The sequence below is a fragment of the Photobacterium rosenbergii genome (assembly GCF_033022775.1).
Taxonomy (GTDB): domain Bacteria; phylum Pseudomonadota; class Gammaproteobacteria; order Enterobacterales; family Vibrionaceae; genus Photobacterium; species Photobacterium rosenbergii_A.
Genome location: NZ_JAWJZI010000001.1, coordinates 171,378 through 197,080, shown reverse-complemented (window position 1 = coordinate 197,080; position 25,703 = coordinate 171,378). Strand labels below are relative to the sequence as shown.

At 45.1% G+C, this 25,703-nt stretch carries 21 protein-coding genes; 10 read left to right on the top strand and 11 right to left on the bottom strand.

Annotation, left to right across the window (positions count from 1 at the left end):
* Positions 1–28 precede the first annotated feature (28 nt).
* From R2X38_RS00905 to R2X38_RS00895, 3 genes are read right to left on the bottom strand one after another with little or no spacing between them, the layout of a single operon-like run.
* On the bottom strand, positions 29–553 hold the full coding sequence (locus R2X38_RS00905; protein WP_317520113.1) for a hypothetical protein: 525 nt from the start codon (positions 551–553) through the stop codon (positions 29–31).
* A gap of 30 nt (positions 554–583) precedes the next feature.
* A complete protein-coding gene (locus tag R2X38_RS00900) occupies positions 584–4,090 on the bottom strand; it encodes a tetratricopeptide repeat protein (RefSeq protein ID WP_317520112.1) in 3,507 nt (1,168 codons plus the stop codon).
* Positions 4,091–4,121: 31 nt separating this feature from the next.
* Positions 4,122–6,851, bottom strand: a complete 2,730-nt coding sequence (locus R2X38_RS00895; protein ID WP_317520111.1) for an endo alpha-1,4 polygalactosaminidase — start codon at positions 6,849–6,851, stop codon at positions 4,122–4,124.
* A gap of 270 nt (positions 6,852–7,121) precedes the next feature.
* On the opposite strand from R2X38_RS00895, the gene rlmF reads away from it, so the two are divergent.
* Positions 7,122–8,177, top strand: coding sequence for a 23S rRNA (adenine(1618)-N(6))-methyltransferase RlmF (rlmF, locus tag R2X38_RS00890; RefSeq protein ID WP_317520109.1), 1,056 nt, complete (start codon positions 7,122–7,124; stop codon positions 8,175–8,177).
* 11 nt (positions 8,178–8,188) lie between these two features.
* Here rlmF and R2X38_RS00885 read toward each other — a convergent pair whose 3' ends face one another.
* Positions 8,189–9,820: an electron transfer flavoprotein-ubiquinone oxidoreductase gene (locus R2X38_RS00885; RefSeq protein WP_411184581.1), complete on the bottom strand. Its 1,632-nt coding sequence runs from the start codon at positions 9,818–9,820 to the stop codon at positions 8,189–8,191.
* 155 nt (positions 9,821–9,975) lie between these two features.
* Here R2X38_RS00885 and R2X38_RS00880 point away from each other — a divergent pair, with 155 nt between their 5' ends.
* Positions 9,976–10,749 carry an electron transfer flavoprotein subunit beta/FixA family protein gene (locus R2X38_RS00880; protein WP_317520106.1) on the top strand — a complete coding sequence of 258 codons (774 nt, stop codon included), beginning with the start codon at positions 9,976–9,978 and terminating at the stop codon, positions 10,747–10,749.
* Positions 10,749–11,678, top strand: coding sequence for an electron transfer flavoprotein subunit alpha/FixB family protein (locus tag R2X38_RS00875; RefSeq protein ID WP_317520105.1), 930 nt, complete (start codon positions 10,749–10,751; stop codon positions 11,676–11,678). Before R2X38_RS00880 ends, R2X38_RS00875 begins: the two co-directional genes overlap by 1 nt.
* A 19-nt stretch (positions 11,679–11,697) precedes the next feature.
* On the opposite strand, the gene R2X38_RS00870 is transcribed toward R2X38_RS00875, so the two are convergent.
* Positions 11,698–12,660: a LysR substrate-binding domain-containing protein gene (locus R2X38_RS00870; RefSeq protein ID WP_317520103.1), complete on the bottom strand. Its 963-nt coding sequence runs from the start codon at positions 12,658–12,660 to the stop codon at positions 11,698–11,700.
* A 252-nt stretch (positions 12,661–12,912) separates the two neighbouring features.
* On the opposite strand from R2X38_RS00870, the gene R2X38_RS00865 reads away from it, so the two are divergent.
* From R2X38_RS00865 to R2X38_RS00855, 3 genes are all read left to right on the top strand, one after another.
* Positions 12,913–14,334 carry an MATE family efflux transporter gene (locus R2X38_RS00865; protein WP_317520102.1) on the top strand — a complete coding sequence of 474 codons (1,422 nt, stop codon included), beginning with the start codon at positions 12,913–12,915 and terminating at the stop codon, positions 14,332–14,334.
* Between the two features lie 106 nt (positions 14,335–14,440).
* Entirely contained in the window at positions 14,441–14,710 is a 270-nt protein-coding gene (locus tag R2X38_RS00860) for a DUF1778 domain-containing protein (RefSeq protein WP_317520101.1), read from the top strand.
* A complete protein-coding gene (locus R2X38_RS00855; RefSeq protein WP_317520100.1) occupies positions 14,711–15,247 on the top strand; it encodes a GNAT family N-acetyltransferase in 537 nt (178 codons plus the stop codon).
* A gap of 59 nt (positions 15,248–15,306) precedes the next feature.
* Here R2X38_RS00855 and R2X38_RS00850 read toward each other — a convergent pair whose 3' ends face one another.
* On the bottom strand, positions 15,307–15,717 hold the full coding sequence (locus R2X38_RS00850; protein WP_317520099.1) for an SPOR domain-containing protein: 411 nt from the start codon (positions 15,715–15,717) through the stop codon (positions 15,307–15,309).
* A 311-nt stretch (positions 15,718–16,028) separates the two neighbouring features.
* Here R2X38_RS00850 and R2X38_RS00845 point away from each other — a divergent pair, with 311 nt between their 5' ends.
* The 3 genes from R2X38_RS00845 to R2X38_RS00835 all read left to right on the top strand — a co-directional run bounded on the left by R2X38_RS00845 (position 16,029) and on the right by R2X38_RS00835 (position 18,085).
* Positions 16,029–16,412, top strand: coding sequence for a translesion error-prone DNA polymerase V autoproteolytic subunit (locus R2X38_RS00845; RefSeq protein ID WP_317520098.1), 384 nt, complete (start codon positions 16,029–16,031; stop codon positions 16,410–16,412).
* A gap of 3 nt (positions 16,413–16,415) precedes the next feature.
* Complete coding sequence (locus tag R2X38_RS00840; protein WP_317520097.1) at positions 16,416–17,717, top strand: Y-family DNA polymerase; 1,302 nt, start codon at positions 16,416–16,418, stop codon at positions 17,715–17,717.
* A gap of 104 nt (positions 17,718–17,821) precedes the next feature.
* On the top strand, positions 17,822–18,085 hold the full coding sequence (locus tag R2X38_RS00835; protein ID WP_317520096.1) for a hypothetical protein: 264 nt from the start codon (positions 17,822–17,824) through the stop codon (positions 18,083–18,085).
* Between the two features lie 128 nt (positions 18,086–18,213).
* Here R2X38_RS00835 and R2X38_RS00830 read toward each other — a convergent pair whose 3' ends face one another.
* The 4 genes from R2X38_RS00830 to R2X38_RS00815 form a co-directional block, all read right to left on the bottom strand.
* Complete coding sequence (locus R2X38_RS00830; protein WP_317520095.1) at positions 18,214–19,161, bottom strand: YeiH family protein; 948 nt, start codon at positions 19,159–19,161, stop codon at positions 18,214–18,216.
* Positions 19,162–19,298: 137 nt separating this feature from the next.
* Entirely contained in the window at positions 19,299–19,622 is a 324-nt protein-coding gene (locus tag R2X38_RS00825; RefSeq protein ID WP_317520094.1) for a YdbL family protein, read from the bottom strand.
* An 18-nt stretch (positions 19,623–19,640) separates the two neighbouring features.
* The gene (locus tag R2X38_RS00820; RefSeq protein WP_317520093.1) at positions 19,641–19,856 is read right to left on the bottom strand and encodes a YnbE family lipoprotein; all 216 of its coding nucleotides are present in this window, start codon (positions 19,854–19,856) and stop codon (positions 19,641–19,643) included.
* Between the two features lie 104 nt (positions 19,857–19,960).
* On the bottom strand, positions 19,961–23,275 hold the full coding sequence (locus tag R2X38_RS00815; protein ID WP_317520092.1) for a YdbH domain-containing protein: 3,315 nt from the start codon (positions 23,273–23,275) through the stop codon (positions 19,961–19,963).
* Positions 23,276–23,663: 388 nt separating this feature from the next.
* On the opposite strand from R2X38_RS00815, the gene R2X38_RS00810 reads away from it, so the two are divergent.
* Positions 23,664–24,941, top strand: a complete 1,278-nt coding sequence (locus R2X38_RS00810; protein ID WP_317520090.1) for a divalent metal cation transporter — start codon at positions 23,664–23,666, stop codon at positions 24,939–24,941.
* A gap of 109 nt (positions 24,942–25,050) precedes the next feature.
* Here the strand turns inward: R2X38_RS00810 and R2X38_RS00805 are convergent, their stop codons facing one another.
* Positions 25,051–25,407 carry a hypothetical protein gene (locus R2X38_RS00805; protein WP_317520089.1) on the bottom strand — a complete coding sequence of 119 codons (357 nt, stop codon included), beginning with the start codon at positions 25,405–25,407 and terminating at the stop codon, positions 25,051–25,053.
* Between the last annotated feature and the right edge of the window lie 296 nt (positions 25,408–25,703).

The window sequence follows — 25,703 nt, the reverse complement described above, 5'->3', positions numbered from 1 at the left end:
CATGTTAGAAAAAATAACCGGTTAAAGACTAGTCATCCTTTGAGGCAACATTCAGGCCACTGAGTAATTCTTCAATCACAATGTGCCCAGTACCACTGACACTTTCACGCCCCCAACCGCCACGGCTACCTGATGCTTGCCAGTATGTTTTGCCGCTCTTGGCCGACTTCACTTCTAGCGTAATGCCTACTGCAGGTTCACCGTCAAGGCCACTTTTATAATGCCATTCTTCAACAGAGCCAGTGATCACATAATCGACAGGTTGGGTAGCAAGCCAGGTTTGTGCTTGTTTCTGCTTGGCTGAATCATCAAGAATGCTCTGCAAGTCATTGGCAGCAGATGCGGGATATTTGATTGCAACAATACCTTTTGCGAATAACTGACTACTTAATATTTGCTCTGCTTTTTCAGCCGCTAGCGGGGTACTTGAGTGATTGTACAGCGGCATAATGGCCCAGCTGCTATCTGATGGAAACTGATTGCTATCTGTGACTTGGTAGCTGCTACAAGCACTCAGCGTTAAGAGGCTGGCTAGGGTTAGTGTCTTTTTCATCATGGTCATCCTTGTTAAATTCGATATAGGTTAAAAGCCGTAGTAATAACCTAATGATACTTTTAACGACTCATCGCCATTTCTGTCTTGGCTCTGCCAGTCTGTACTTACGTAAAGTTCATCATTGCCGATGATGCGCCAGCCTAAGCCCGCGCTTAACGTGACATCGACTTGCGAACTTGAGAAGTTATAGCCCAGCGAACTGTCGAACCAATATCTAGGGGAAGGCACCGTTGCGCCGGGTTGGCCCGGGTCACCATGCCAAACCCGCTGTCCGATACCGACACGTTGGTATTTGTCCTCAATAAAGTCACTGCTGGTTAGCGGGGTGTTTTCATTGTGCCAGTGGTCTATACCTGTTAGTGGGTCATTGCTGAGATTAACGTCTTGCATAGTAACGTCGGCGTAGACCTGCCAAGCCGGATAGGAAAAAAAGAACTGTTCTGCCACACGAAGATTTAAGTCCCAACCTTGACCGATATCATCATCAAAACGTGTTGATAGATCATGCAGGTTAAATTGGAAGGCGATGGACTCCCTTGCCGTTGGTTGGTATGCAAGGTTAAAACCAAGCAAGTTGTCTTGGCCTGCAATATTCAGCAACTGACTGGCTTCGATGTGGCTATTGAGACCAAACCGGACACCCAAGCGCAGATAGTCATCGACAGCAAATTGGTACTCCCCGTTAATACCGAGTCGTTGATCACCGATACCATCGGCAAGGTCAAATCCTAATGCCCAATAGCTTTCGCTCAATTGATGCTGGTAGCGGCCCCGTAAGCGAAATTCGTCATCAATGTTTGTATTGGATAATTGATCTGGAGCGCCGGCCTTTTGATGATCCATGCCCAGCCGCCAATTGCCATGATAATGTGGTGAGTAATAATCTAAGCTGGAACGGTCGACATTCCAGTGAATAATTTGGGTGTGCTGTGCGCGAATGCTGTGTGTTTTCGCTGGGTGCTGAAGTACATGCACACGGCGCAGTTGGTTTTCAGCGGTTTTATCCGCCATTCGACCAACATTGGACTGACCCTGCTGCCAAGCTTCTTGATGCTTGCCAATATACTGCAATGCAGCGTTTTCATCGGCTTTTGGCAAGTTCACGGCATGGGATAAGATCCTTTCGACCTCCATTCGGTCCTTTTTCTGAAGTGCCAACGAGAGTTGCTGCCATTCAGGGATCTTATATTTGCCAAGTGCGGTTCTTTGTTGCCAGAAAAGGATCTTTTCACCGTGGGTATAGGCGAGATAGTTCCCATACAACTCACTTACTGTATTGTCTGATGGGTTAGATAAGGCGTTTTCTTCAGTTAGTTGAGTGGCTATACGTTCACCGATGAGCATTCTTACGAGAGAGCGATAACTGATATCGCCATCAGGGGCTTCGAGCAATTCTTCCGTTTGGTCTTGAAGTAAGTAACGGCGTAATTGGTATGCTTTTTCACCATTGCCTTGTTGCTCTAGCAATTGAGCATAATTGAGTAAAACTGATGGTTCGGGTGAGCTGTCGTTAATTAGCAGTTGTCGATACCATATATCAGCCTCTTGGTTTAGCCCTAGTTGCTGGCTTGTACTGGCAAAGGCTAGCCAGAGATCTTGCTCGGCAGCCAAAACGGGTTTGTATCGAAGATAAATGCGTTCAAGGGTTTCTGTATCACCTTCATTGAGAGCAAACCAAATTAGATTGCCGACGGCCGAAGTATTCAGTGGATCTAACTGTAAAACAGCCAGGTACAGTTGCTTAGCCTGGTCGGGATCACCTTGCCATTCTGCCAACAGTGCTTGATAGGTAAGCAGTTCACTATTCTCACTGAAATCCGGGTTTTGTTTGCCAAGCTCGATAAGCTCGGACAGGAGAGCTTCATCTTTTCTGTTGACAGCGTGCCTGACGGCAGCAAGCAGTAACTGTGGGCTTTGGGTCTTGTCATATAGCGCGAGCAGCTGGTCGAGTTTTTCATTATCTAGCGGAGACATAACATTGATAAACCGATAGGTATCAATGTTCGTGCTGCCCCGCGCGGCCATTTCTGTTTGTGAGGTGACTGAGATAGCTCGGTTATTGGTCTCCCAAGCTAACGAAGAGATAGCTTCGAGATAATCATCGTCAGCCTGCTGCCAGCCTGTCGGGTTGACCAATGTATTTAAGGCCAGCTTGGGTTGATTCAGCATAATGTGGGCATTGGCAATGCGCTCAGCTTCGACGAAGTTAAGAGGACGCCTTTGTTTAAGCCGACTACCATAACGTATCACGGACTGGTGATCACTGCGGTAACTGTATAAGCGGATGGTGTGGCTCAATAAATCAGTGTCATAAGGCCGTTTAGCAAGTAAGGAAAGCAGGCTTCGAAAAGCAGCAGGGGTCCCTTGTCCTTTTTCGAGAGCGTTTAGCCAAGCACTATATTCAGCAGGGTTTATGAGGTTATGAGCGGCGAGTTGTTTGAATAAACGCCCTTCGCTAAGGATGTCACCCAGCGCTCTGGACTCATCAATACCAGCACGAAGATGCTTAGCACTCGGATTTAGTGTGACTAGCTCTAAACTAACAGATTGAGCTTTGCTGATTTCACCTTGCCAGCGATATATCTGATGAAGCAAATCGTAATCATACTGATTGGGTGATATTGCGATTGCTTCTAACAACAGCCCTTCTGCAAGTTCCAGTTCGCCCAAAGAAATAGCAGCTTGCGCCGTTTGTGAGAATAACTCGGCCGTTGGGGCGATGGTTAACAAATGGCGCGATAGCGATAAGACGACATCAAGGTGACCGATTTGCTTGGAGTGATTTATTCCAGCAGTTAGAAAGTCCGGGTTGTTATAGAGTTTGCCTTTGTAGTTGGTAAGGAAATCATGGCTTAGTTGCGACTGGCCACTTATTAGCAGTAAGTCGAATAACTTTTGTGCATGAGTAAGATCTTCAAACTCACGAAATGCATCAAGCCTTACTTTTAGAGAGTCATCATAGTTTTCACTTTGTAAAGCTAGCGAAACTAACTCATCGTATGAAGTCTCACCACTTTGCTGGTGGGGGTAGAGGTAACTGAAACCCTTGCCGGGCATCGACAGAGAAATTGCCGTATCCGCAAATTTCCTTGCCAGCTCTGCCTGAGGCACGTAATCAATCTTTTCTAACAGTGCCAGTAGATCATCATTAGCTTGTTGTTTCAGTTCCGGGTTGTCTTGATAAGTTTGCTCTAGCAGTAGGGTAAGGTAACGCCCAATGGCCTCCCAGTCATCATCGCCATCTTTTGTCTTGAGGATCTGTTCTAGCAGTATGGAGGCACCCTCCAGTTGGCCTGTCGCGGCATAGTTATCCACGATTTGTTTGATAATATCGCGGTTTTTAGGGTCGTCATTATAGAGTTGTTCTAGAAACGCCAGTGACACTTCAGGTGAAGAGGACCGGGCAATAAGCTGGATAAGCATGGACTTAGACGGCGCAACTAACCACAACGCCCATAATGAGGTTGCAGTTAACACCACAAGGGTGAATTTGTTGATGAGCCTAATCCTTGGCTTTTTCTTATCTTTTGCCATTGCTTATTGATTATTCCTCGTCACTTTTGCTCTACAGTAATTGGCACTTTAGGGTGCCTTCCAGCAAGCCTTTTTGTGAGCTTGATAATTCGATATTTCCCTTGCCACGTTTATTGGTGTTCAATTTAACGCCACTGAGGCTTTGACAACTTTTTGCCCCTCTTATGACCATCTTAAGCGGAACATGAGACAACACAGACCAGCCGATTGTGTTTTCCGTTACATCCCACGTTATCAGCTTGCCGTTACTGCTTTTGAGCTGTAGCTCATTGTCTGGCGTATTCGCCGTAGTAAAGCGGGTTTTGGGTTGCTTAAGGATCATGAACTTTCCATCAGGCCCTGCATTCCAACCTGCAAATTGATGTCCTCTTGGGTAGCCCAATGACTCAGGCAGACGCACACTGGCAATACCTGTACTGGTTACCTGCCATTGCCCATCAAGTGTTCGTGCAACGCCTGTTTCATAAAGTGCACTGGCTCTTTTGGCGTACTCGCTCAAATAAAGCGGTGTCGTATCTTGAATTAAGGCCCAGTCATAGACTTTCTTCAGGCCATTGAGGGATGCTGGGTAAGCACCTGAATACATATGGTAGTATATGCTTATGCTTTTTAGACGGCGGGGGCTGCCTAAAATCTCAAAAGTTTCGACTGCACGGCTGTAACCATCATGGTGCTCTGTCCAAAGATTGGTGTACAGGTTTTCATTTAGGACTGGTGCATAAACCTGCACTGCACTTGGGTACCAAACGATGGTGGGAGAAACTTGGGTGAAGTTACTATTACCCCGAACGACATAGGTATTTCCACCATTAACGTTAAGCACATTGGCTTGTTCAGCTATTGCTAGGATCTCTTCTGTTGGATCAGCCCGTCCAGACCATAAAATCAGTTCTGCCTTTTTGTTCTCAGGGGCAAGCTCTTTGTTGATGTAGTTTATCGAGCCCACAATTTCGTTGTGGTAATCCACGGCATAGTTGGGGATTGGAAGGTTATCGCCATACTGCTTGGTTTGGATATTGGCGGAAAAGTCCCAAAAGAATGGGTGGCTAAAGGTATGGGAAGCAATTTCTATGTTTGGCAGACGAAAAATATCGCGGGCAATGGCTTCCATTTTGTCACTCTGTTCTGGGTACAAACCCCGCTTGCCAACTTCGCCTTCAATTACTGACACGGTTTGTGGGATATCATATTTTTTAAATACATAGTCATTGAGCACCTCGGCAGTATAGGGTTTACCCGGAAACCATGCTTTGGAAGGGAACCCATCACCATCGACGTGGCTGGTCAGAATACGCAGGCCGGACTCTGTTGTTGCATCGGCTGCGGGAATAGGAGGTAAAGGGAAGAGCTCATTGATCAGCCGGAAGGGGTCAATGATCCAGGTTTCTCTGCCATTCGCGAGGCTCATAACCGGGAAGGGGGATATAGCTGCGCCCCCCCACGGCGCTTTAAATAAAACTGTTGTTGACTCGCTTCTATTGCCAAAAGCAATTTCACTGTTTACACCTATTTGTGTAGGTTGCCAAATAGAATGTTTTTCAAATTGGCTAAATGAAGCAGGGTAAAACTGTTTAGTCCAGCTCTGACCTTGTTGTTGAGCGATATCGCCTGATAATTCTCCTTTGAGAGCAATACCGAGTTTGGATAGCAGGGTTTGATTCGTTGGTAACGCATTGAGAAATAGAACCGGGCTTTTACCCACTAGAGAGATAATCCAGCTTTGAAGTGTGGGCACCTGTTGATAACTCGCTTCTTCTAACCAAAAAAAGAAGCCTGCGTATCGGGTAATATCGATGTCACTTAAATTGGTTGTGCGGACATCCACACATTCTGGCACGTAACCATAATATTCAATGGGCATCGACATCATTCGGTGACACTCTGACGTAATCATGCGACCAAACCGACTGTCATAGAAACCGAGCACGCGCTTTGCAATCGGCTCTATCGTACTGACACCGAATTCATAAAGTAACCCGTCACTGATATATGGGGTATATCCTTCATCGAGTAAGCGTTTGGCGGCTCGTTTTTGGGCTTCACGATCGCTGGCTGGCAGATAATCGATGACAATAGCTTCGACACCGGCTTTTTTCACCTCGTTTAACTTACCAGTAAGCCATGTCCGGTCTGACTCGGGTACGAGCTGATAACTATCTGTTACCGGGTCATAGCTGTTGTACATCGACTCGGCGGCTAGAGCATAAGGTTTGAAGGTTAGTTGGTCTATAACTTCAAAGCCGCGGTTGAAAATAAGCAATGGCTTTTTCGGTAGGGCATTTAATCCTTCAAGGATCTGACTAAGTGCGGCTTGTTGTTTCTTGGCTTCTGCGGGAGATTTTGCAAATAAGGTATAGCTATCGAGTGTATCGAGAAAAATCCCGTCAAAACCGCGCTTAGTAAGCATTGCTGCTTGCTCGATAAGGTAGGTTTGCCATTCTTTTGTCGATAAATCCATTACATGGCTAGACCAGTTAGGATTGATAAGCGGAGATAGTCCTTGGAGCTTTTCTGGTAGTTCTTTGCCATCATACTCACCAATACTGAGATAGGCGAATACCAAAGAATCGGCTTTTTGTAGGGTAGATATTTGTTTATCTGTGATTAGGGCTGGGGTGACAACGACACGGTCATAGTTAATCAACTCCCTTACTGAATCTATATTGTTGTAGTAAAAAGCGACTGACTGACTGGCTTGGACCTTACACAGAGGTAGGACGAATAGCAGTAAAATGAGTAATGTGCGTTTGATGACATCCATGTGCAACCTCGTCCTTTAGCCGCTTAGTCCTTAACAGCATTGTTAATGCTTCATATGTAATAGTAAAGTTAAGATTATGAAAATGTACAATTTTATATTAGGTTGTCACGAATTATTTTTGAATCAAGTGGCATATTTAAGGTGTTGGCAGTTTATTGGGGTGATTTTTAACCAAAGTTAATCCTTTGGCGGTTCCAAGGCGCTACAGTTTGAAGTAGGATACTTTTCTTTTTGGCTTTAGGCCGAGCAAAACTCTATATAGAAAGCGATATGTCACATAAACATAAGCAAAAAGCGCCGGGTAAGGGGCTGCATCCACGAAACCCTCACCGAGCCCGTTATGATTTTGACAAGCTGCTCCAAAGCTGTCCGGAATTGTCGCCATTTGTTGAGAAGAACCCTTATGGTGACTTGTCGGTTAATTTCAGTGACCCTGCAGCTGTGAAAATGCTCAATCGCGCGTTGCTTAGTCACTTTTATTCAATTTCCTATTGGGATATCCCGGCAGGTTTCCTTTGTCCGCCGATCCCTGGTAGGGCTGATTATTTGCACTATATTGCTGATTTATTAGCTGATTCAAACGGTGGCAAGATCCCCAAAGGTAAGGCTATCAAAGGGCTTGATATCGGAACTGGTGCCAATTGCGTCTACCCAATTATTGGTCACCGAGTCTATGGCTGGCAATTTGTTGCTGCTGATGTTGATCCCATCTCTGTTAAATCGGCCAAGTTCATCGTTGATTCTAATCCTACGTTGAAAGGTGGGATCCAGTGTCGCTTGCAGAAAAACCCAGATCATATTTTTACCGGTATGATCAACGACAATGATCTGTTTGATTTCACTTTATGTAATCCGCCATTCCATACCTCGCTTGAGGAAGCCATGGCAGGGAGTGCGCGCAAGGTTAAGAACCTAAAAGCGAATTCTGAAAAGAAAGGTGGACATAACAAAGCCGGGCTAAAAAAAGAAAGTCCCCATAAAGGTTCGAAGCAAGAAGTTCAGTCTCACGCCATGAGTAGCAAAAAGCCAGTATTAAACTTCGGTGGGCAAAAGGCTGAGCTGTGGTGCCCTGGAGGAGAAGCGGCCTTTATCAAGCGAATGATCAACCAAAGTACTGAGAAGGCCAATCAATGCTTCTGGTTTACTACTTTGGTATCGAAAAAAGACAACCTGTCTTTAATCTATAAGCAGCTGAAAAAGGCTGGGGCAGTTGAAGTCAAAACCATAGGTATGGCTCAGGGGCAGAAACTAACACGTGTTGTTGCTTGGACATTCCTGTCTAAAGAACAACAAGCGCTGTGGCGCAAGACTCGCTGGGCAAAATAACTGTTGGAAAACTACATGTTGGGGTAGTTAGGGCCACCACCGCCTTCTGGTGGAACCCAGGTAATATTCTGTGAAGGGTCTTTAATATCACAGGTTTTACAATGGACACAGTTGGCGGCATTGATCTGAAAAGCAGGTTTTCCTTCTTTTTCGATTATTTCATATACCCCCGCAGGACAATACCTTTGACTTGGCTCATCAAAGCGCTCAAGGTGCAAGTTGATAGGAATAGCACAGTCAGTTAGATGTAAATGACAGGGCTGATTTTCTTCATGTTGGGTACCTGACAGGAACACCGATGAGAGTTTATCAAAGCTCAGCTGACCATCAGGCTTTGGATACTCAATAGGCTGGTGGTCGCTAATAGGCTCAAGACACTCATGATCGGGTTTATCGTCTTTAAGTGACCACTTGAAGGATTTCCTAAACCATTTTTGCTCGATAGAGGCCAGTGTCCCACCAATTAACGTTCCAAAGCGGTGGATCTCCGCGCCAAAGTTACGCGATTCATGCAGCTCTTCAAATAACCAAGAATCATTAAATATCTTGTCATACCCTGGTGTGGTTTGATGCAAGCCTTGCTTGAATTCATGGAAGACAGCTTCGGCCGCAATCATGCCAGATTTCATACCGGTGTGACTGCCTTTTATTTTGGCCATATTCAACGTGCCTGCATCGCAACCTACCAACACTCCTCCGGGAAACTGTTGTCTTGGAAGTGATGAAAGACCGCCTTTGGTAATGGCTCTTGCACCATAGGCAATACGATGACCTCCTGCTAGATGTTGGCTGAATAAGGGGTGGTGCTTGAGCTGCTGGAACTCATCAAAAGGGCTCAGATACGGGTTGTGATAGTTAAGATCGACAATTAAACCAACAGCGACCTGGTTGTTTTCCAAGTGATACAAAAAACTGCCGCCATTGGTGCCGGTTTGACTCAATGGCCAGCCAACACCATGAATCACATGACCGGGTTTGTGGTGTTCCGGTGGAATTTCCCACAGTTCCTTGAGGCCAAGGGCGTAATGCTGAGGTTGTTTGCCGTGGTCGAGGTGAAACTGCTCTATAAGTTGTTTTCCTAAGTGCCCGCGTGAGCCTTCGGCAAAAATCGTATATTTTGCATGTAGCTCAATGCCTGGCTCAAAAGCGATTTTCTGTTCCCCTTGCTTATCCCGCCCCATGTCTTTGGTGATGACACCTGCGACCATACCTTGGCTGTTATAGAGAATTTTATTGGCGGGGAAGCCGGGGAAGATTTCGACACCAAGCGCTTCAGCTTGCTGTCCCAGCCAGCGGCAGAAGTTACCAAGGCTAATTACAAAATTACCTATGTTCTGCAGTGTTTCGGGGACAAGTGGTTCAGCAACAGCAATGTAGTTGAACTCATTTGTTAAATAGCAGAATTTATCATCAGACACTGCGGTGTGCAGCGGTGCTTCCATTCTCTCCCAGTCAGGGAAGAGTTCATCCAGCGCTTTGTGTTCAAATAATGCACCCGAAAGGATATGACTGCCGACTTCGGCACCTTTCTCTATGACACAAACCGATAAAGACACGTCATTCTCATTAGCCAGTTGCTTCAGCCGACAGGCGGCGGATAGTCCGGCAGGGCCAGCACCAACAATCACAACATCAAATGACATGCTTTCTCTTTGTTGCTCTGAACTCATGCTTCAATCCCTTACTGAACTGCGCTTGGTTAAAATATAGTCCAGTTGACGTAAACGTAAACTCAACTAGGCTCAAAGAGTAAATCATTTGCAAGGTTTAAAAGCCTTGGTTTGATAAGGAAGTGCCTGTGAAAGTGTATGTTGCGATCAAACGTGTCATTGATCCTTACGTAAAGGTAAGGGTGAAAAATGATGGCTCTGGCGTGGAAACCGCCAATGTGAAAATGTCAATGAACCCTTTCTGTGAAATCGCTGTGGAAGAAGCGATTCGTCTGCGAGAAGCCGGTCATGCTGATGAGGTTGTAGTCATCTCTGCAGGTGATGCTACTTGCCAAGAGCAGTTGAGAACGGCCTTAGCACTAGGAGCGGATAGGGCAATTCACATAGAGTGTGATGCTGTCATTGAGCCTTTGTCTGTAGCGAAGCTGCTTGCAGCAGTAGCAAAAAGAGATCAGCCAGATTTGCTTATTCTAGGTAAGCAATCCATTGATACCGATAACAATCAGGTTGCTCAAATGCTTTCCGCTTTGCTTGGTTATCCTCAAGGTACTTTTGCATCTTATATCGATATTTCAAGTGACGGTGTCACAGGTGGTGGGCAACGCACACTTAAAGCCACCCGTGAGGTCGATGGTGGGCTTGAAACATTACAGCTAGCTTTACCTGCAGTACTGAGTACAGATCTTCGTCTGAATGAACCCCGATATGCCTCTTTGCCCAATATAATGAAAGCCAAGAAAAAGCCATTGGATATCATCACCCCTGACGATTTGGGTGTGATTATCGATAACCATCAGGAAATTCTTGAGGTTATGGCACCGGCGCAGCGCTCTGGTGGGCTGAAAGTGAACTCTGTCTCAGAGCTTGTCGATAAACTCAAAAACAGTGCGAAGGTGATCTGATGACAGTACTTGTAATTGCAGAGCATGACAATCAGCGCCTGTCAGGAGAAACGCTCAAGGCTGTTGGGGCGGCATCTTCATTACATTTACCCATTGACGTTTTGGTGATGGGTTACCAGTGCCAAAATGTCGCTGATGAAGTATCGCGTATCGATGGGATCAACCGAGTTTTGATGGCGGATAATTCTATTTACCAGTATCAACTGGCTGAAAACAGTGCCATGTTGATAACGGAACTTTCAGCTGAACATAGCCATATCATTGCACCAGCCACGACGTTCGGTAAGAACCTGCTGCCGCGGGTGGCTGCTTTACTCGATGTCGGTATGCTGTCTGATGTCGTAGCGATCGAGAGTGCTGATACCGTGGTAAGGCCGATATATGCGGGGAATGCATTAGCACGGGTACGCTCAAAAGACAGTAAGATTTTGATGACGACGCGTGGGTCGGCGTTCGAGGCGGCTCAAATGTCAGATAGTCAGGCGGAGCAAACGTCACTCGATATCTCTATCGCCAATGTGCTGAGTGAGTTTGTCGAGCGGCAGGCGTCTGAAAGTGAACGGCCAGAGCTAACCGCTGCACGCGTTGTCGTCTCGGGAGGCAGGGCACTAGGAAGTAAAGAAAACTTTGCTTTGATTGAAAAGCTTGCCGACAAACTCGGTGGTGCTGTCGGTGCTTCAAGGGCAGCCGTTGATGCAGGATTTATCTCCAATGACTATCAAGTTGGTCAAACAGGCAAGATAGTTGCCCCTGAATTATACATTGCTGTGGGTATTTCTGGCGCGATCCAACACCTTGCCGGAATGAAAGATGCCAAGGTTATTGTGGCAATCAACAGCGACCCTGAAGCACCTATATTTGAGATCGCAGACTATGGCTTGGTCGGTGATTTATTTGAAATCCTGCCTGAGCTTATCGACTCGGTGTAAACACGTTGTACCGATTTGCTTAATCTATAATTTTCCAGCCGTGCAGCTCAGCCATATGGGTTAGCGCGGCCCAATCTTTCTTCTCTTCTTGAACCATCCAGTCAATAAAGCGAGTGACGGTGTCACCTTTGCTAACAGTTTGATAATAATACTGCCAGGTACTGTTTGTGACGATGGTTGCCTCGGTGGGCAGCTTTAAATAACCCTGTTGTAATTCGTGTACTACCAGCATCAAGTCTGTAATGGTTACTCCTTGTCCGGCAAAACAGGATGTGAGTGCCATATCCAATGTATTGAAGGTCAATCCATTTTTGTTTATTTGGTCAGTCCGGTCATTACGGGTGAGCCATTCGCGCCAATCACATTGATCAGAAGTTGGATGCAAGCGCGGGTAGTTGGCAATCAATTCATCAACAGATATTGGCTCTTCGGTTTTGGTTAATAATTCGGAGTAGACAGGGGCGAGATATTCTTTTCTGAAGAAAGTGGGCATATTGGTGCTTTTGCTGATTTCAGGCACATTATATATCGCAATATCACAGTCATCCTCCTCCAACTGTAACAGTTCATTGCTATGGCCCATGCTTGATGACAAGACAATATTGACATCAGGATTGAGTGATTTAAAGGAATGCAAACGTGGGATCAGCCAGCGTACGGCGAAGCTCATGGCAACTTGTACTCGTAATGTTCCTGTCTCCTTGGCCTTCAACTGGCGTATGGTTTGGTTTAGCTCGCTGTATTGACGGGTGAGCAACAAAGCAATCTCTTTCCCTTGAGCAGAAAGCTCCAATGCTCGGTGGTGGCGGATGAACAATGCAAAACCAAGTTGTTCTTCTAACTGCCTGATTTGGCGACTTACCGCACTTTGCGTCACGCTTAATTCTTCTGCTGCCAGCGTGAAGCTAAGGTGCCTTGCCGATGCTTCAAACACTCTTAGTCCATTCAAGGAAGACGGCAGTAAATTGTGTCTTTTTTTCATTGTCAGCCTCGTGAGCAAAGGAAAATGCTTTCAATAACACTCTTGCATGAGTTTTATGAATGCTAAGGTACTATAAATGTCGTTTGAAACACAAATGGGGAAAATTTACATTAGTGATATCTCTGCAGTTTGATGGCTGTATCGCACTTTTAGCTTACTTTTTCTTGCTTGAAACTTTGTTAGTAGGCCGCCTTTTCTGCCATCTCTGAGATCCCTGTCTGTTTTGCAATGCTTTAGTGTTTGTGGTGAATAATGAAAAAATTAATCAGCCTGGCAGTGCCGCTAATTATCTCTCAGCTGGTTGCTCAATTATTGGTTTTTACCGATGTGTGGATGATGGCCCAACTTAGTATCCTCGCCATAGCTGGCGGCGGTCTTGGTGCGGCAGTCTACTCAATAGTCTTCACTGTGGCGGGTAGCACCGTAGGTTGTGTCGCTAACTTAATTGCAATTGCATATGGCAAAAGGTTGAAAGATACCCAGAAAGGTGATGCCGAAGTCAGCATATCACTCAAGAGTGGCCTATTGCTTTCGGTTATTCTGACAGTGACCCTGTTGCCGATTTTCTATTGGATGGATGGTTTGCTGCTTAAAGCGAATCAAGATCCTGAAACGGTCGTGCTGGCAGTCGATTACTTGGATGCGTTGAAGTGGGCGATGTTGCCAACCCTAGTATTGTTGGTGTTACGTAGCTTGGTCAGTGCATTCGGTGATACCCGTTCTGTGATGGTGATGTCTATTGTCACGGTAATTCTGAATGTACCTTTGAGCTATTTGATGGCCTTCAAGCTAGAAATGGGTCTGGCAGGTCTTGGCTACGGTACTGCATTGGCTGCTTTTATTGTGATGTTTGGCTATGGCTACTGGGTATTCACTCGCAACAAGTACTGTCACTACAATCCGTTTACCAATTGGCATGAGTACCGTTTAGGCATCCTTGTCCCGTTGATGGCCATTGGCGTGCCGATCATGATTGCGACCTTGATGGAGCATGCTTTGTTTTCGACAGCAGCCTTGTTGGCGGGTACCTTAGGTGCGGTGTCATTGGCAATACACCAGATCGCTATGCAGTGTCTGAACTTATCATGGAACGTCGCATTTGGTTTGTCCCAAGCAGCATCTATTTTGGTTAGTCAACATGTCGGCCAGCAAGAGCCTGTGATGGTTAAGCGTTATGCCAAGCAGGGTTTGTTGTTGGTAACGGTTACCAGCGCTGTATTTGGTGCCTTCTTGATTGCAAAACCAGAGTTTTTGACTTTCGTTTTCAATGTTGAGGGTGATGCGCTCGCACAAGAGTTAGTTGCTGCCTTACCGAGTGTGATGATTATGGTGGCAGCTTGCTTTGTGGTTGACGCTTGGCAGTTGTCTGCTATCAGCATTCTGCGCGGTATGAAAGTCGTTAAAGCGCCGACGGTAACAACAGCGATTGGTTACTGGCTTATTGGCTTGCCATCTGCATGGGTATTGATGAATCTGTTTGGCTTGGAAGGCGTTTGGGGTGGCCTAGCGGTAGGCTTGGCAGCCACTGGTTTGATGCTGCTGTTCATTTTGCTGCGCGAACTTCGCAAACTTGAAGGGCGTCATGTACAAAGCCATGAAGCTCTCAGCAATGAAGAACTCAGTAATAAAAATCTCAGTACTAAAGAGCATGGCGCTGCGGTGATATCTTCTTAACAGCCTTTAGCAAATCGTACGGAAATCTTCCGTACGATTTGCTGTGTCGGCGGTCAAAGGTTATACTCTATATGTACGGAAGGTTTCCGTACTTATGGAGGTTAATATGGCAACAGCGCGACTAGACCTGCGTTTAGATGAAGAGATTAAAGCTAAAGCCGAAAAAGCGTCAGCGTTGCTGGGGCTGAAGAGTTTGACGGAGTATGTGGTTCGTCTTATGGATGAAGATGCCACTCAGGTGATTGCTCAGCATGAAAGTATCACCGTGGATGGTGATGTGTTTGACCGGTTTGTCGATGCTTGCGATAAGGCCAAAGCGCCGAATAAAGCGTTGCTCGATGCAGTAGACTTTGCTGAAGAGAAGGGCTTTAAGTAAGTGAGTTGGTCAAAAGAGTTTATCGAGCTAGATAAAAAGCAGCATGATCGTACATCGTTTGATTGTGGTGAGCCGGAGCTAAACAACTTCATTCAGACTCAGGCGGCAAAGCATATGCAGGCAGGTATTAGCCGGACCATGGTATTACCTGCCTTACTTCCACTGCCTAATCAAAAGTTACCTATTTGTGCTTTCTACAGCATTGCCCCGAGCTCTATCTGTCGTGATAACTTGCCTGCGGAAATGGCAAAAAAACTGCCAAAATATCCCATTCCAGTATTCTTACTTGCTCAATTGGCTGTCCATCATGAGTACCACGGAAATGGCTTGGGGAAAGTCAGCTTGGTAAAAGCCTTGAAGTACCTATGGCAGGTCAATGCCCACATGAGGGCGTATGCTATCGTTGTGGACTGCTTGAGCGTTGAAGCGGAATCCTTCTATACCAAGTATGGTTTTGAAGTCCTGTGTGAGCACAATGGCCGGGTGAGGATGTTTATACCGATGAAAACGGTCGGTCTGTTGTTTGAAGGCCGCTGATCGTCCAGCAGCCACCGAATATCACGAAAAAGCCGGAATGAAAATTCCGGCTTTTTTGATCATCGCAAACGGAAAACGTCGGTTTGCTGGTCATTTTTTACTTCGGCGAAGCTTCTAATGAAAGGACCTTGTTGGCGAACTGCTTCCGGTAGGCGGTCGATCACTGCTTTCGCTTCTTGTTTGGTGGCGAAGTCTCCGTAAATCACGGCATACCAGCGTCCACTCTGGCTCTTCTTCCAATTCACCCAAATCGGCTGTTGGCCTTGAATATGATTGATGTAGTTGCGAACGTCAGCTTGTCGTTCTTCTGTTAAAGCCAGCACCTGAATGGTGAAGCGATCTGGGTTCAGGTGGCCATAGGCTTCTTCTGTTGTCATTTGGCCGATGCACTGGCTGTCAGTGTGTGTATTTTCAGTTGTTGAACAGCCGGCCAATAGAAGCACAGCTAACATTGCAAAAATTTTTTGCATTAAAACTCCTTGGTAAATCCATGAATTTTATTTTTATAAGCGACAATTTTATCAACAATGATAAGGGGATGTTTGATATTACTCGTTGATAACTGGCTGTTTGCCGAAGATGCCAGCAATACATGCCGAAATTATCACCAATAGCGTCAGGCAGCAGAGCACAAGGCTGCTAGGTTGTTGAAATTGTATATAAAGTGTCTGATTTGCTTGCTCAAACTTCACTTATCCTAAAAGTTGAAACTAAGGTGTGACTATTCTAGCGATTTATCATTATACTGTATATATATACAGTTTATTAAAGAGCGTTGGAGATGAAGGTTTTTCCTTACTTTATCGAAGGTGTGAAGTGTGGTTTTCCATCACCCGCAGATGGCCATCAGGAAGAGCTCGATTTAGAGAGCTATATGATTAGAAACCCGAATGCGACTTTTTTTCTCAGGGCATCGGGTGAGTCAATGGTGGGTGCGGGGATCTATGACGGCGACTTGTTGGTGGTAGACAGAGCAGAGCCTGTGGTTCCGGGGAGAATTGTCATCGCCCGCGTATATGATGAGTTTACCTGCAAGCGATTGATGCGTCATGAGGAAGCATGGTGGTTGATTGCCGAAAACCCGAATTTTAACCCTTTTCCTATGCCAGAAGACTCTGAAATCTTCGGCGTAGTGACTCGTAACGTACATAACTTATTGGGCTAAGCAATGGCAGCACTAGATGGATACCGTGATCAAGTATGGGCATTGGTAGATGCGAAAAGCTTTTACTGTGCCTGTGAACAGCTGTTTGATCCGAAGTTGGTCAACAAGCCATTAGTGGTGTTATCCAATAATGATGGGTGTTGCGTTGCATTGTCATCAGAGGCCAAAGCGCTAGGCATAAAACGCGGCGCGCCTTGGTTTAAGGTTGAGCGTGAAGCCAGGAAAATGGGTGTCGAGGTAAGAAGCTCAAATTATACGTTGTATGCCGATATGAGCCGCCGGTTTATAGAAGAGTTGCATCGATTCTCGCCACATGTCGAGCAGTATTCCATTGATGAAGCTTTCGTCAGGCTTGATGGCTTCAAGTTAGATGGTCTCACCCAGTATGGCAAAGAAATCCGAGACACCATTTATTCGCACCTTGGCTTGCCAGTCAGAGTTGGCATAGGTTCAAGCCCGACATTGGCCAAACTGGGCAACCAGGCAGCTAAACACTATGAGCAACGGGTTCGTGGTGTTATTCAAATTGACACCGAGCAGCGACGCCGATGGTTGTTAGACAGATGCACAGTTCAGGATATTTGGGGAGTAGGCGCTAAGACCGCGACTCGCCTGCAAACCAGTGGGATCAGTACGGCATTGCAACTTGCAGAGCAGAATCCAGCCGATATGCGTCGGTTATGGAATGTCGGGTTGGCCCGAACAGCGCTAGAGCTGCAAGGGGTTTCCTGTATCGATCCTGGTGATATTGATGAGAAGCGAAAGCAGATTCTGTCTAGCCGTAGTTTTGGTTCAGATATCAGTGATTTGGACGATTTGAAATCAGCCCTCGCTTTTCATTGTCAGCGAGCGGGGGAAAAGTTGCGGCGCCAGCATAGCCAAGCGAATGTCGTGGGTGTATTCCTTCGTACCAACCGGTATAAAGACTTGCCACAACATAATATCAGTAGTGCTAGGGAACTTATGTGCCCAAGTCAGGACAGTTATAAGTTTCTTGATATTGCTTTGGAACAGCTCGAGTCTATTTATCGCCCTGGTTACGCCTATCAGAAGATCGGCGTCATTCTGGACGGATTGACCGATTCCAACAATGATCAGTTCCAATTTGATATGTTTGATACCAGTGCACTAGATGAAATGAAGCGCAGAGATCTAATGGCTATCACCGATCAGATGAATGCCAGATTCAAGAATGGGGTAAAGCCCGCCTCAGTGATTGGCTCAACCAACTGGCACATGCGGCAGGCCTTTCGTTCCAATCGATGGACAACACGCCTCGATGAGCTGCAAGTTGCCAAGTGTTGATGTCATATAACAAATGTGAATGTTATAGAGTGAAAGCGAATTTCTGAATTCAGACAATTAGTTAATAATTATCCTCACAGAATCATGAATGATAAGAGGTTAGGATGTTTGTTTGGATAGGGATAGTGAGTAGCATTCTGATCGCCTCATCGTTCACCACCGGGCTTATGAGTGCTGTGTTAGATCTTTCTGCCTTCATTATTATTTTAAGCTTGGGGATCAAGCGGCTAAATGCAAAGAAAAAAAATAAAAGCCCTGTAGAGCAACAGGCTAGTGATGAGGTACAACACAATCAGGCCAGCGCTGATTTTAAAGTCGAAGTGAAACAAATCAATAGCGTTTCTGGAAGAATAGACATTACACCGTAACGTCGGGTTGTAGTGTCAGTCACGGTAAACCGCTTTTATATTAAAAAACAGCGAATTCAGAGTGAATTCGCTGTTTTGTCATTTGAAGCTCGCTGTTCGAGATAAAAAGGCAGGAAGCCTGTAGGTTTCTAGCTTAGCTGTATATAGGCTAATGAGCCACCACCGATACAAACCCAGAGCAATACCCCGAGCAACAAAGGCTGGATACCTGCCGCTCTAAGCTTTTGGATTGTGATACCTGAGCCGATCAAGAACAGGCAAACAACCAGAACGCGCTTAGACATCGAGAATATAGCAGTGTAGAGCGGTTGGAAATCAGGTAGCAGGTAGGCCACACCGATAGCTAAGCAGTAAAACAAGATGAAAAATGGTACGCCAATTTTCTTACTGTTGCCTTTGAACATTAAAGCACTCAGAAAAGCGATTGGGATAATCCATAGGGCGCGGGCCAGTTTTAATGTCGTTGCTGTCTTCAACGCCTCATCACCATAGGCACCTGCGGCACCTACCACTGAAGATGTGTCATGAATAGCAATTGCCGCCCATGTACCGAATGCATGTTGGCTCATCTCTAGATAGTGACCAATGACTGGAAAGATAAATAAAGCGATAGCATTAAGAACAAACACCGTGGCTAAAGCCAGTGAGGTTTGGTCGTCTTTGGCGTTAATTGCCGGAGCAACAGCAGCAATAGCACTACCGCCACAAATCGCTGTACCTGAGGCGATCAGGTGGCCAGTTTTCTGCTCAATACGCAGTAATTTAGTCAGAACATAGCCAAGCAATAGCGTACAGAAGATAGAGGCAACAATAAGCCCTAATCCTTGTTTACTGGCTTCAATGGCTTGATCTAATTGGATTCCAAAACCTAGGCCAATGATGGAATAGGAAAGGAGCTTTTTAGTCAAAGCCGCCAAGTTAAATTGGGATGGCACTAGGCCAAATGTTGCTAATGTGAAGCCCAGTACAAGTGCTATAGGAGAACTGACAACGGGAAACAGGCACAGCAGTGCGACTGCAATGAAGATACCATCGGTCTTGGAAAGCTTATTGAAAAAAGAGTGAACTGCAGACATTGGTTTCAATTATGAGTAAATCGTCGCAGGAGTATATGCGCAATGAGGGATAAGGATAATTATAATATTTTTATGCCGGGGTTAAGTTTTACTTAACATCTTGTTCGGCGATATTGAACTGATACGTATCTTCACACCTACTTTCTGATCCACTTACCCGATGAGTCTTGATAATAATTCCCTGGAGATGTGCGCTCGACGGCTTTTTTGTGGGCGATGAGGCCCACTTCCCGAATTGTTAGCCCGTGTGAAACGGCAATACGGTTAAATGCCTTTTTTCTCTGTGTATTTACATCAGATACTAATTGTCTTACTTCTAGGGAAGGGAGTGCCGTAATAGGGGCAATAAGGCCGGTGTTCGCTTCGCCGACAAGGCCTTGATCCTTGGCTTGCTGAAGATCGAGAGCAATTGCACTAAAAGCAAGGAAGAATGATAGGAAAAAGAGCAATACTCGCGTCATGGCATACTCCCTGCCAACTCAAAAGACATCATCATCACTAAACAACTCATCGATTTCCTTATCAACTTTAATACGAATCTCGTGTTCTATTTTGACATTCAAATTAACTTCTATCGGCTTTTCTGAAGCGGTAACTTGTACCGTTGGTGTACAGCCAGATAGTGCTGTAAGTGACAATACCGAAAGCATGGCGATAAAAAATGGTATATAAAACAGCTTAAGTTGGATATCCATTGGTTACAACCTTTTGTGGACCTCATACCCATCTGCCTGAGTAAAAAAGACATGGAGATAGGCGCGTCCAGCCATTTGATTTTTTAAATTAAAGCGCAAAAATGCTACTTATCCACACCAATCTGCTTTAAGAACATATTTTCCAGCTTTGATGCATTTATCATATTCAACGTTTTTAGTAGAGCTGGAATGTTTTCTTCTATGCTGAGATTCAGATTAATCGGGCGACCGGATAAAACATCTGGGTTGCGCCCCTTAAACTGTGATCTGGCACTCAGTTGTCCTTCTTTAGAATAGTCTAGATTAACCTTGAGCGAGTGGTAGTTATAATTTTTGAGAATTTTGCTCACAACTAACAAGCTATTCTCACCAGCGGCTTCTACGTTCTGATCAATGGCTGATCCTTCTTTGTATTTTAGGATCCCGCCAGGGTAGCGAGCATGAAGCTTGCCTGCTTTTATCACTGGGGCACTTTGTTCTAATCCAAAAGGCAGCACGCCATCAACGATGCCGGTCATCTCGATATCTTTAGCTTCTATTGCCTCAATCAACTTCTCAAGCTTAAGCCCATGAACCTGAATTGGGCTAGCGGGTATTTCTGACAGTGAGTTACTGACCACATTGTGCAAGCTAATATCACCACCAAGCAAATAAGCCTTGGCTCGGTGGAGTTTGTAGAAAGGTTTATGAGTGTCAAACTCAAGCAGGGCATAGAGGTTTTCTAACAGAATGCCTGCATGTAAGTAGCTGGCATGCAGGCTGATTGGTTGACGTGAGCGAATACCGTGATTGGAAATGTCGACAGTGAGCGAGACATTGAGGTCAGCATAATGGATGTCATGAATATAGCCACTCAAGTTGTGCGTATATAAACCAACCTCACCTTCCCACTGGTTCTCTTTTATAGATATTTTTGCATCGAACCCCAATGAGCCTGCATAGATATCATGATCAACTGGCAACTTTGGCAGATAGTATTTCTTCAAGGATTGCTTGCTGGAGAATGGAATATCATTACGGTGTAACTCAATATTGGTTTGTTGCCGCGGTATCAAATAATCAACGGTATAGACAAACAATTTTGTATGGTGTCTGTTCAGTAAATCTCCTTGGAATCGAGCTTTGGCTGGAGTGAAGTTCAGTTTCCCTTCCGTAATGACCTCAGGCAGGCGCTGGTTATTTTGATTTAAGGAAAGATGAATTTGATAGCCTGAGCTCAGAGTGAATGCTATATCGTTATCAGGTGAAAAATCCAGGTGCAAATCAAGTTTGGAAAAGACGGAGGACAGTTGACCATTGTAACGTTGAACTGGTAATTGATTGATGTTTTTATTTCGTCTAATCGCGGCGATTTCGGACTCGGAGGTATCATCTGAGGTGATTAGTTTTAGCGCTGAAAGATTATCAGCATTGATGACGATGTCACTTTCCTTATCAGTGAATATGGATAGGGCTGTCGTTTTTTCATTCCGGAAATGTTGCTCAAATCTGATGAGGTCTGCTTTTATATTGACGTTATCGGCTTCTGCTTCTATCCATTCCCCCTGATGTTGAACACGCATTTTACCTATGTTGACTTGGCTATCGATTATTTGCATGTCAAGCGTATTATCAGACCAATTACCAGAAAGCACAGACTGCAATTGGGTGTCCTGAATATTGATCGTGGGGCTGGGAAATAACTGAGGGATCATAACGTTGATATTACTTTTCGCGTGACACTGTAATGCTAGATCGCGGTTGAGAAAGGGGATCTGGCATTGTAGGAGAGAAAGGTCAATGGCGAAATCATACCCGAATTTATCATTGCGAAAGTGAAGCCGTTCACTGTTTCTGCCGAGGCTTAACGCGATATTGCCATCATGATAGTCCGCATTAAACAGTAACGCTCCATCAGTGTTGAGCTTAAGCAAGGAAATAGCAGAGTTTGAACCCTTGTTTTGGTTCATCACCTTATGCTGGAAGGCAAAGCGGTTTAGTTCTACGTTCACCTTCTCCGGTAAGCTGACTTCTAGTGAATAACTGGCATGTTCAACATCTTTAAAGTGAAATGGGTCGCCTTGTTTGTTTGAGCCGTTTTCCTTAAAAGCCAATGATGTTTGCTTAGCTGAGATCACAATAGGTTTGGTTAGCTCTGCGCTGGGAATATCATACAGTTTTAGTCGATCAGTGAGATCTTGTGTTCGCTTGAACTTTGCTTCGCAGTGAAACAGTTTAGGTAACGGGCTGATGAAGTTGATATCCGCTTTGCAGTCAAGTTTGTTGCCTTTGGGGCCAACAACTGTCCCAGTAAAATCCGCACCCTCCTGTGTACGGTGTTTGATTAATACATTGATATCGTATGGGTTATCCGGGCCAAGGGCTTTTCCTATTAATTGCAATTTGGCTTGTTTATCCGGCCGGTTTTGGCGGACTCTAGGGGTATCCAATACCAGTTTGGCATCCATTATTAAGTTGCCATAAGTGAAGCGGCTGACTTTTAAATGCTTTAACGGCAGTTGCGCTAAATTGGCGATAGCGTGCCCTAAGTGTAAGCCTTCGTGAGTTTCATCTGGTTTTTCAAGGAATTCGGGTAGTTCCGTTGGCTGGGTAAAGCGTAGCTCCTCTGCCAGCAATCGCATGCTTTTAGTGGGCTGGTTGAGGTCAACAGTTAAGGCGATGTCACTTCCTTGTTGTTGAAAACGTTCAACGTCCGTAGGCCATTTCGGTACCAGCGAATCTATATGAACGGCTAATGGGATCTTATTGCCTTGCCAGCTAAGTGAAAAATGCCCGTTAGTGAAACCGACAGGGTAGATGTTCTGACCTATATCTTGAGGTAGGAATAACTCTAAATCAGTGGAGCCAATAATACCTGTGAGGGTAACAAACGGGTCTGTTGTAAGGACAAGCTGTAAGTCATTGACTACCTGAGGTATATGGGTGCCGACTGTATTTTCAATAGTGACAGCTGCTTGTTCGGTGTGAGCACTGAACACGTAAGGGGCGGACAGGTCAGTAAGGTTAAAGGTGATGTCATTGAAAATGATGTCATTAAGTGCAAGCCCGTGGGGTTTTATCGCATTTTGGATATCCGGCGCTAGACGCACAACGGTATAAGGAGACAGTAAACGCCAAGATGAGGTAGAGATAGCGCTTTTGTCATCGGCAAAATGTTCCAGTGATAGCTTCTTTATGGTTATCGCCGTTTTATTGACAGCAATGGAGAGCTCGTCTATCTGAATCCGTTTTCCTATGTGGATACCAGAAACAGCATTGATTTCAATTCCTTTAGAGGCCAGCCAAGGAGGGATGAAAATGGCCAGCATGACAACGGCGAAGACGACAAAAAACAGGCCATAGATAAACATGCGCACATACCGGTATCGGCTGGGCTTTGAGCGCGTTGGATTGTTATTGTTGCCTACAGCATTATTCATATGGCTTTTTTATCTGACCAACATAAATGATATGTGACAATTCTAAGCATAACCGCTAGGTAGAAAGTTGTTATAAATATTGTATAAATCAAGCACTTCAAGGTTAATTTTGGTGTGGTTGATTCTACTGTATGTAAGTAAGTTTACTCATCCAGTATAAAATTTTGACAATCTCTGAAGTCGCTGAAATCTTGTGATTTTTTTATTGTTTTTTTGTCAGTTTTTGCCTGATATCACTGATGTTTGATGGTGTGTATTTGAAGTTATTAACTGGAATTGTTCGCTAATAAAGAGGAAGTGGCTGATTGGTTGTTTTTGATAGGTTGATTGTTTGTGACAAAACTGAGACAAAGTGAGGACAATAATAGAAAATCATCAGGATGTGATTATGTCAGAAACCTCTCCAGTACAGCCATCTCCCTCGGGATCTCTCTCATTGGGCAAGTTAATACGCTCATTAGGCCCAGGTGTAATGATGGCAACCGCAGCTGTCGGTGGCTCCCATTTAGTCGCCTCTACCAAGGCTGGTGCAATATACGGATGGCAGCTTGCCGCGTTGATTTTGCTGGTAAACCTTTTGAAATACCCATTTTTCCGAGCTGGCGTTCAATACACTATGGGAACAGGCAACAGCTTGGTCCAAGGGTATGATGGTATGGGACGCGGTTACCTGTGGGTGTTTACAGGGCTAAGTTTGATTTCCGGTGTGGTAAATACCGCTGCCTTGCTATTGTTTAGTGCAAGCTTACTGGGGTACTTCTTACCATTCAGCCTATCGCTACCCGTGTTATCTGGCATTGTCGTTATTGCCTGCTTGGTGATTTTGATGGCTGGCCACTATAAAGCTCTAGATAGCCTTTCCAAGATCATAATGGCGGTATTGGTTATTGCGACACTCTCTGCTGTGGTGATTGCTGCAGGTAAGGGTAGTGTCGCTCCGGCAGACTTCGAAGCCCCTTCTGCATGGTCCATTGCTTCTATTGGTTTCATTGTGGTGATGATGGGCTGGATGCCGGCACCTATAGAGATTTCATGTCTGACGTCACTGTGGCTCAAGAGCCAGCGCAAAGAGCAGCAAGTGACGGCTGATTCTGCACTGTTTGATTTCAATGTCGGTTATATCGGTACCGCTGTGCTTGCTATCGTTTTCCTTTCTTTGGGTGCGCTTGTTTTGCATGGTAATGGTACTGAGCTGAAAGCATCGGGTATCGGATTCTCTCATCAATTAGTGAGTATGTATGCGTCCACCATTGGTGAGTGGTCTCGATACCTGATTGCGGTTGTGGCTTTCTTCTGTATTTTTGGCAGTACAATTACGGTTATTGATGGTTACGCTCGTTCATTGGCAGAAGCACAATCGCTTCTACAATCAAAACCGGTTGGACAGCGTTCATTCCACAATGGCTGGATGGTATTTATTGCGGTTTCAGCGATGGGGATCATCATGTTCTTTAGCTCAGCTTTGATGCCGATGCTTGATTTCGCCATGATATTGGCATTCATGACGACACCGATTTTTGCGTTACTGAACTACCAGTTAGTGTCTAAAGCAGAACTGCCCGTGGCCCTTCAATGGTCGAAGCGAATGAAAGCTCTGTCTTGGATTGGCCTGACATACTTGTTTGGATTCTTGGCCGTATTCATTTGGTGGAAATGGCTGATGTAAGCATAAAAAAAGAGCCGGATACAGACAGGACGTAGGTATCCGGCAGATTCCACATTGGTTGGTGAGTTATAGCTATAAAAATGCGTTTGTCTAACATTTGAGTAGGGTTTTATCCAGCTAGAGCTGGGTCGCTCAAAATTTCTTCTTTACCACTAGTTTGAGCAAGGTGTTTTTTCTTCGGTACAGTTAGCTCATGGTTAATCTGCTTAATCCCTTCAATCAGTGCGTTATGCACAATATCAGTCTGGCCAGCCTCAAGCGCATGCAATGCCCTAAATAACACCTTCTGAAGTTCGATAACTTGTTCATTGGCATGATCCAGCTCAATAGATTCCAATGAAATAAGGTCATTGATGTGCCTTGCTGAACTGGGCTGAGTAACTGAAAGTTGGCTAGAGATAATTTGAGAGGTGCATAACTTTAAGTATGAGAGGGTTTGGGTTAGCGACTGCGAGGGTTTATCCATCCGAAAACTCCTTGATGTTTCATCATGTATCGCCATATATGCATGATGAGGTCCGTTATTGATGAGCAATGCTTTGCATAAAGGGGTTGTTAAAACGTTGCTTTAGCTTTAATAGCAATCTAAATCAGTGTGAAAAGAGAGAACTTGGCTTAGATCAATATGAACGTAAACAAAGAGTTATGATAGGAAAGGTTTAGTCATTTTTATGACTAACTTATCATCTTAGTATGAAATTTTACCGGGGAAATACAAAAGATTTTGAATGAATATTCTGTAGCGTGAATAAGGCGTTTTAT

What these genes read in the sequence shown, in the direction of transcription:
- R2X38_RS00905 (WP_317520113.1), bottom strand. Translation starts at nt 553, where the DNA reads ATGAAAAAGACACTAACCCTAGCCAGCCTCTTAACGCTGAGTGCTTGT.
- R2X38_RS00900 (WP_317520112.1), bottom strand. Translation starts at nt 4,090, where the DNA reads ATGGCAAAAGATAAGAAAAAGCCAAGGATTAGGCTCATCAACAAATTC.
- R2X38_RS00895 (WP_317520111.1), bottom strand. Translation starts at nt 6,851, where the DNA reads ATGGATGTCATCAAACGCACATTACTCATTTTACTGCTATTCGTCCTA.
- rlmF (WP_317520109.1), top strand. Translation starts at nt 7,122, where the DNA reads ATGTCACATAAACATAAGCAAAAAGCGCCGGGTAAGGGGCTGCATCCA.
- R2X38_RS00885 (WP_411184581.1), bottom strand. Translation starts at nt 9,820, where the DNA reads ATGTCATTTGATGTTGTGATTGTTGGTGCTGGCCCTGCCGGACTATCC.
- R2X38_RS00875 (WP_317520105.1), top strand. Translation starts at nt 10,749, where the DNA reads ATGACAGTACTTGTAATTGCAGAGCATGACAATCAGCGCCTGTCAGGA.
- R2X38_RS00870 (WP_317520103.1), bottom strand. Translation starts at nt 12,660, where the DNA reads ATGAAAAAAAGACACAATTTACTGCCGTCTTCCTTGAATGGACTAAGA.
- R2X38_RS00865 (WP_317520102.1), top strand. Translation starts at nt 12,913, where the DNA reads ATGAAAAAATTAATCAGCCTGGCAGTGCCGCTAATTATCTCTCAGCTG.
- R2X38_RS00860 (WP_317520101.1), top strand. Translation starts at nt 14,441, where the DNA reads ATGGCAACAGCGCGACTAGACCTGCGTTTAGATGAAGAGATTAAAGCT.
- R2X38_RS00850 (WP_317520099.1), bottom strand. Translation starts at nt 15,717, where the DNA reads ATGCAAAAAATTTTTGCAATGTTAGCTGTGCTTCTATTGGCCGGCTGT.
- R2X38_RS00845 (WP_317520098.1), top strand. Translation starts at nt 16,029, where the DNA reads ATGAAGGTTTTTCCTTACTTTATCGAAGGTGTGAAGTGTGGTTTTCCA.
- R2X38_RS00840 (WP_317520097.1), top strand. Translation starts at nt 16,416, where the DNA reads ATGGCAGCACTAGATGGATACCGTGATCAAGTATGGGCATTGGTAGAT.
- R2X38_RS00835 (WP_317520096.1), top strand. Translation starts at nt 17,822, where the DNA reads ATGTTTGTTTGGATAGGGATAGTGAGTAGCATTCTGATCGCCTCATCG.
- R2X38_RS00830 (WP_317520095.1), bottom strand. Translation starts at nt 19,161, where the DNA reads ATGTCTGCAGTTCACTCTTTTTTCAATAAGCTTTCCAAGACCGATGGT.
- R2X38_RS00825 (WP_317520094.1), bottom strand. Translation starts at nt 19,622, where the DNA reads ATGACGCGAGTATTGCTCTTTTTCCTATCATTCTTCCTTGCTTTTAGT.
- R2X38_RS00820 (WP_317520093.1), bottom strand. Translation starts at nt 19,856, where the DNA reads ATGGATATCCAACTTAAGCTGTTTTATATACCATTTTTTATCGCCATG.
- R2X38_RS00815 (WP_317520092.1), bottom strand. Translation starts at nt 23,275, where the DNA reads ATGAATAATGCTGTAGGCAACAATAACAATCCAACGCGCTCAAAGCCC.
- R2X38_RS00810 (WP_317520090.1), top strand. Translation starts at nt 23,664, where the DNA reads ATGTCAGAAACCTCTCCAGTACAGCCATCTCCCTCGGGATCTCTCTCA.
- R2X38_RS00805 (WP_317520089.1), bottom strand. Translation starts at nt 25,407, where the DNA reads ATGGATAAACCCTCGCAGTCGCTAACCCAAACCCTCTCATACTTAAAG.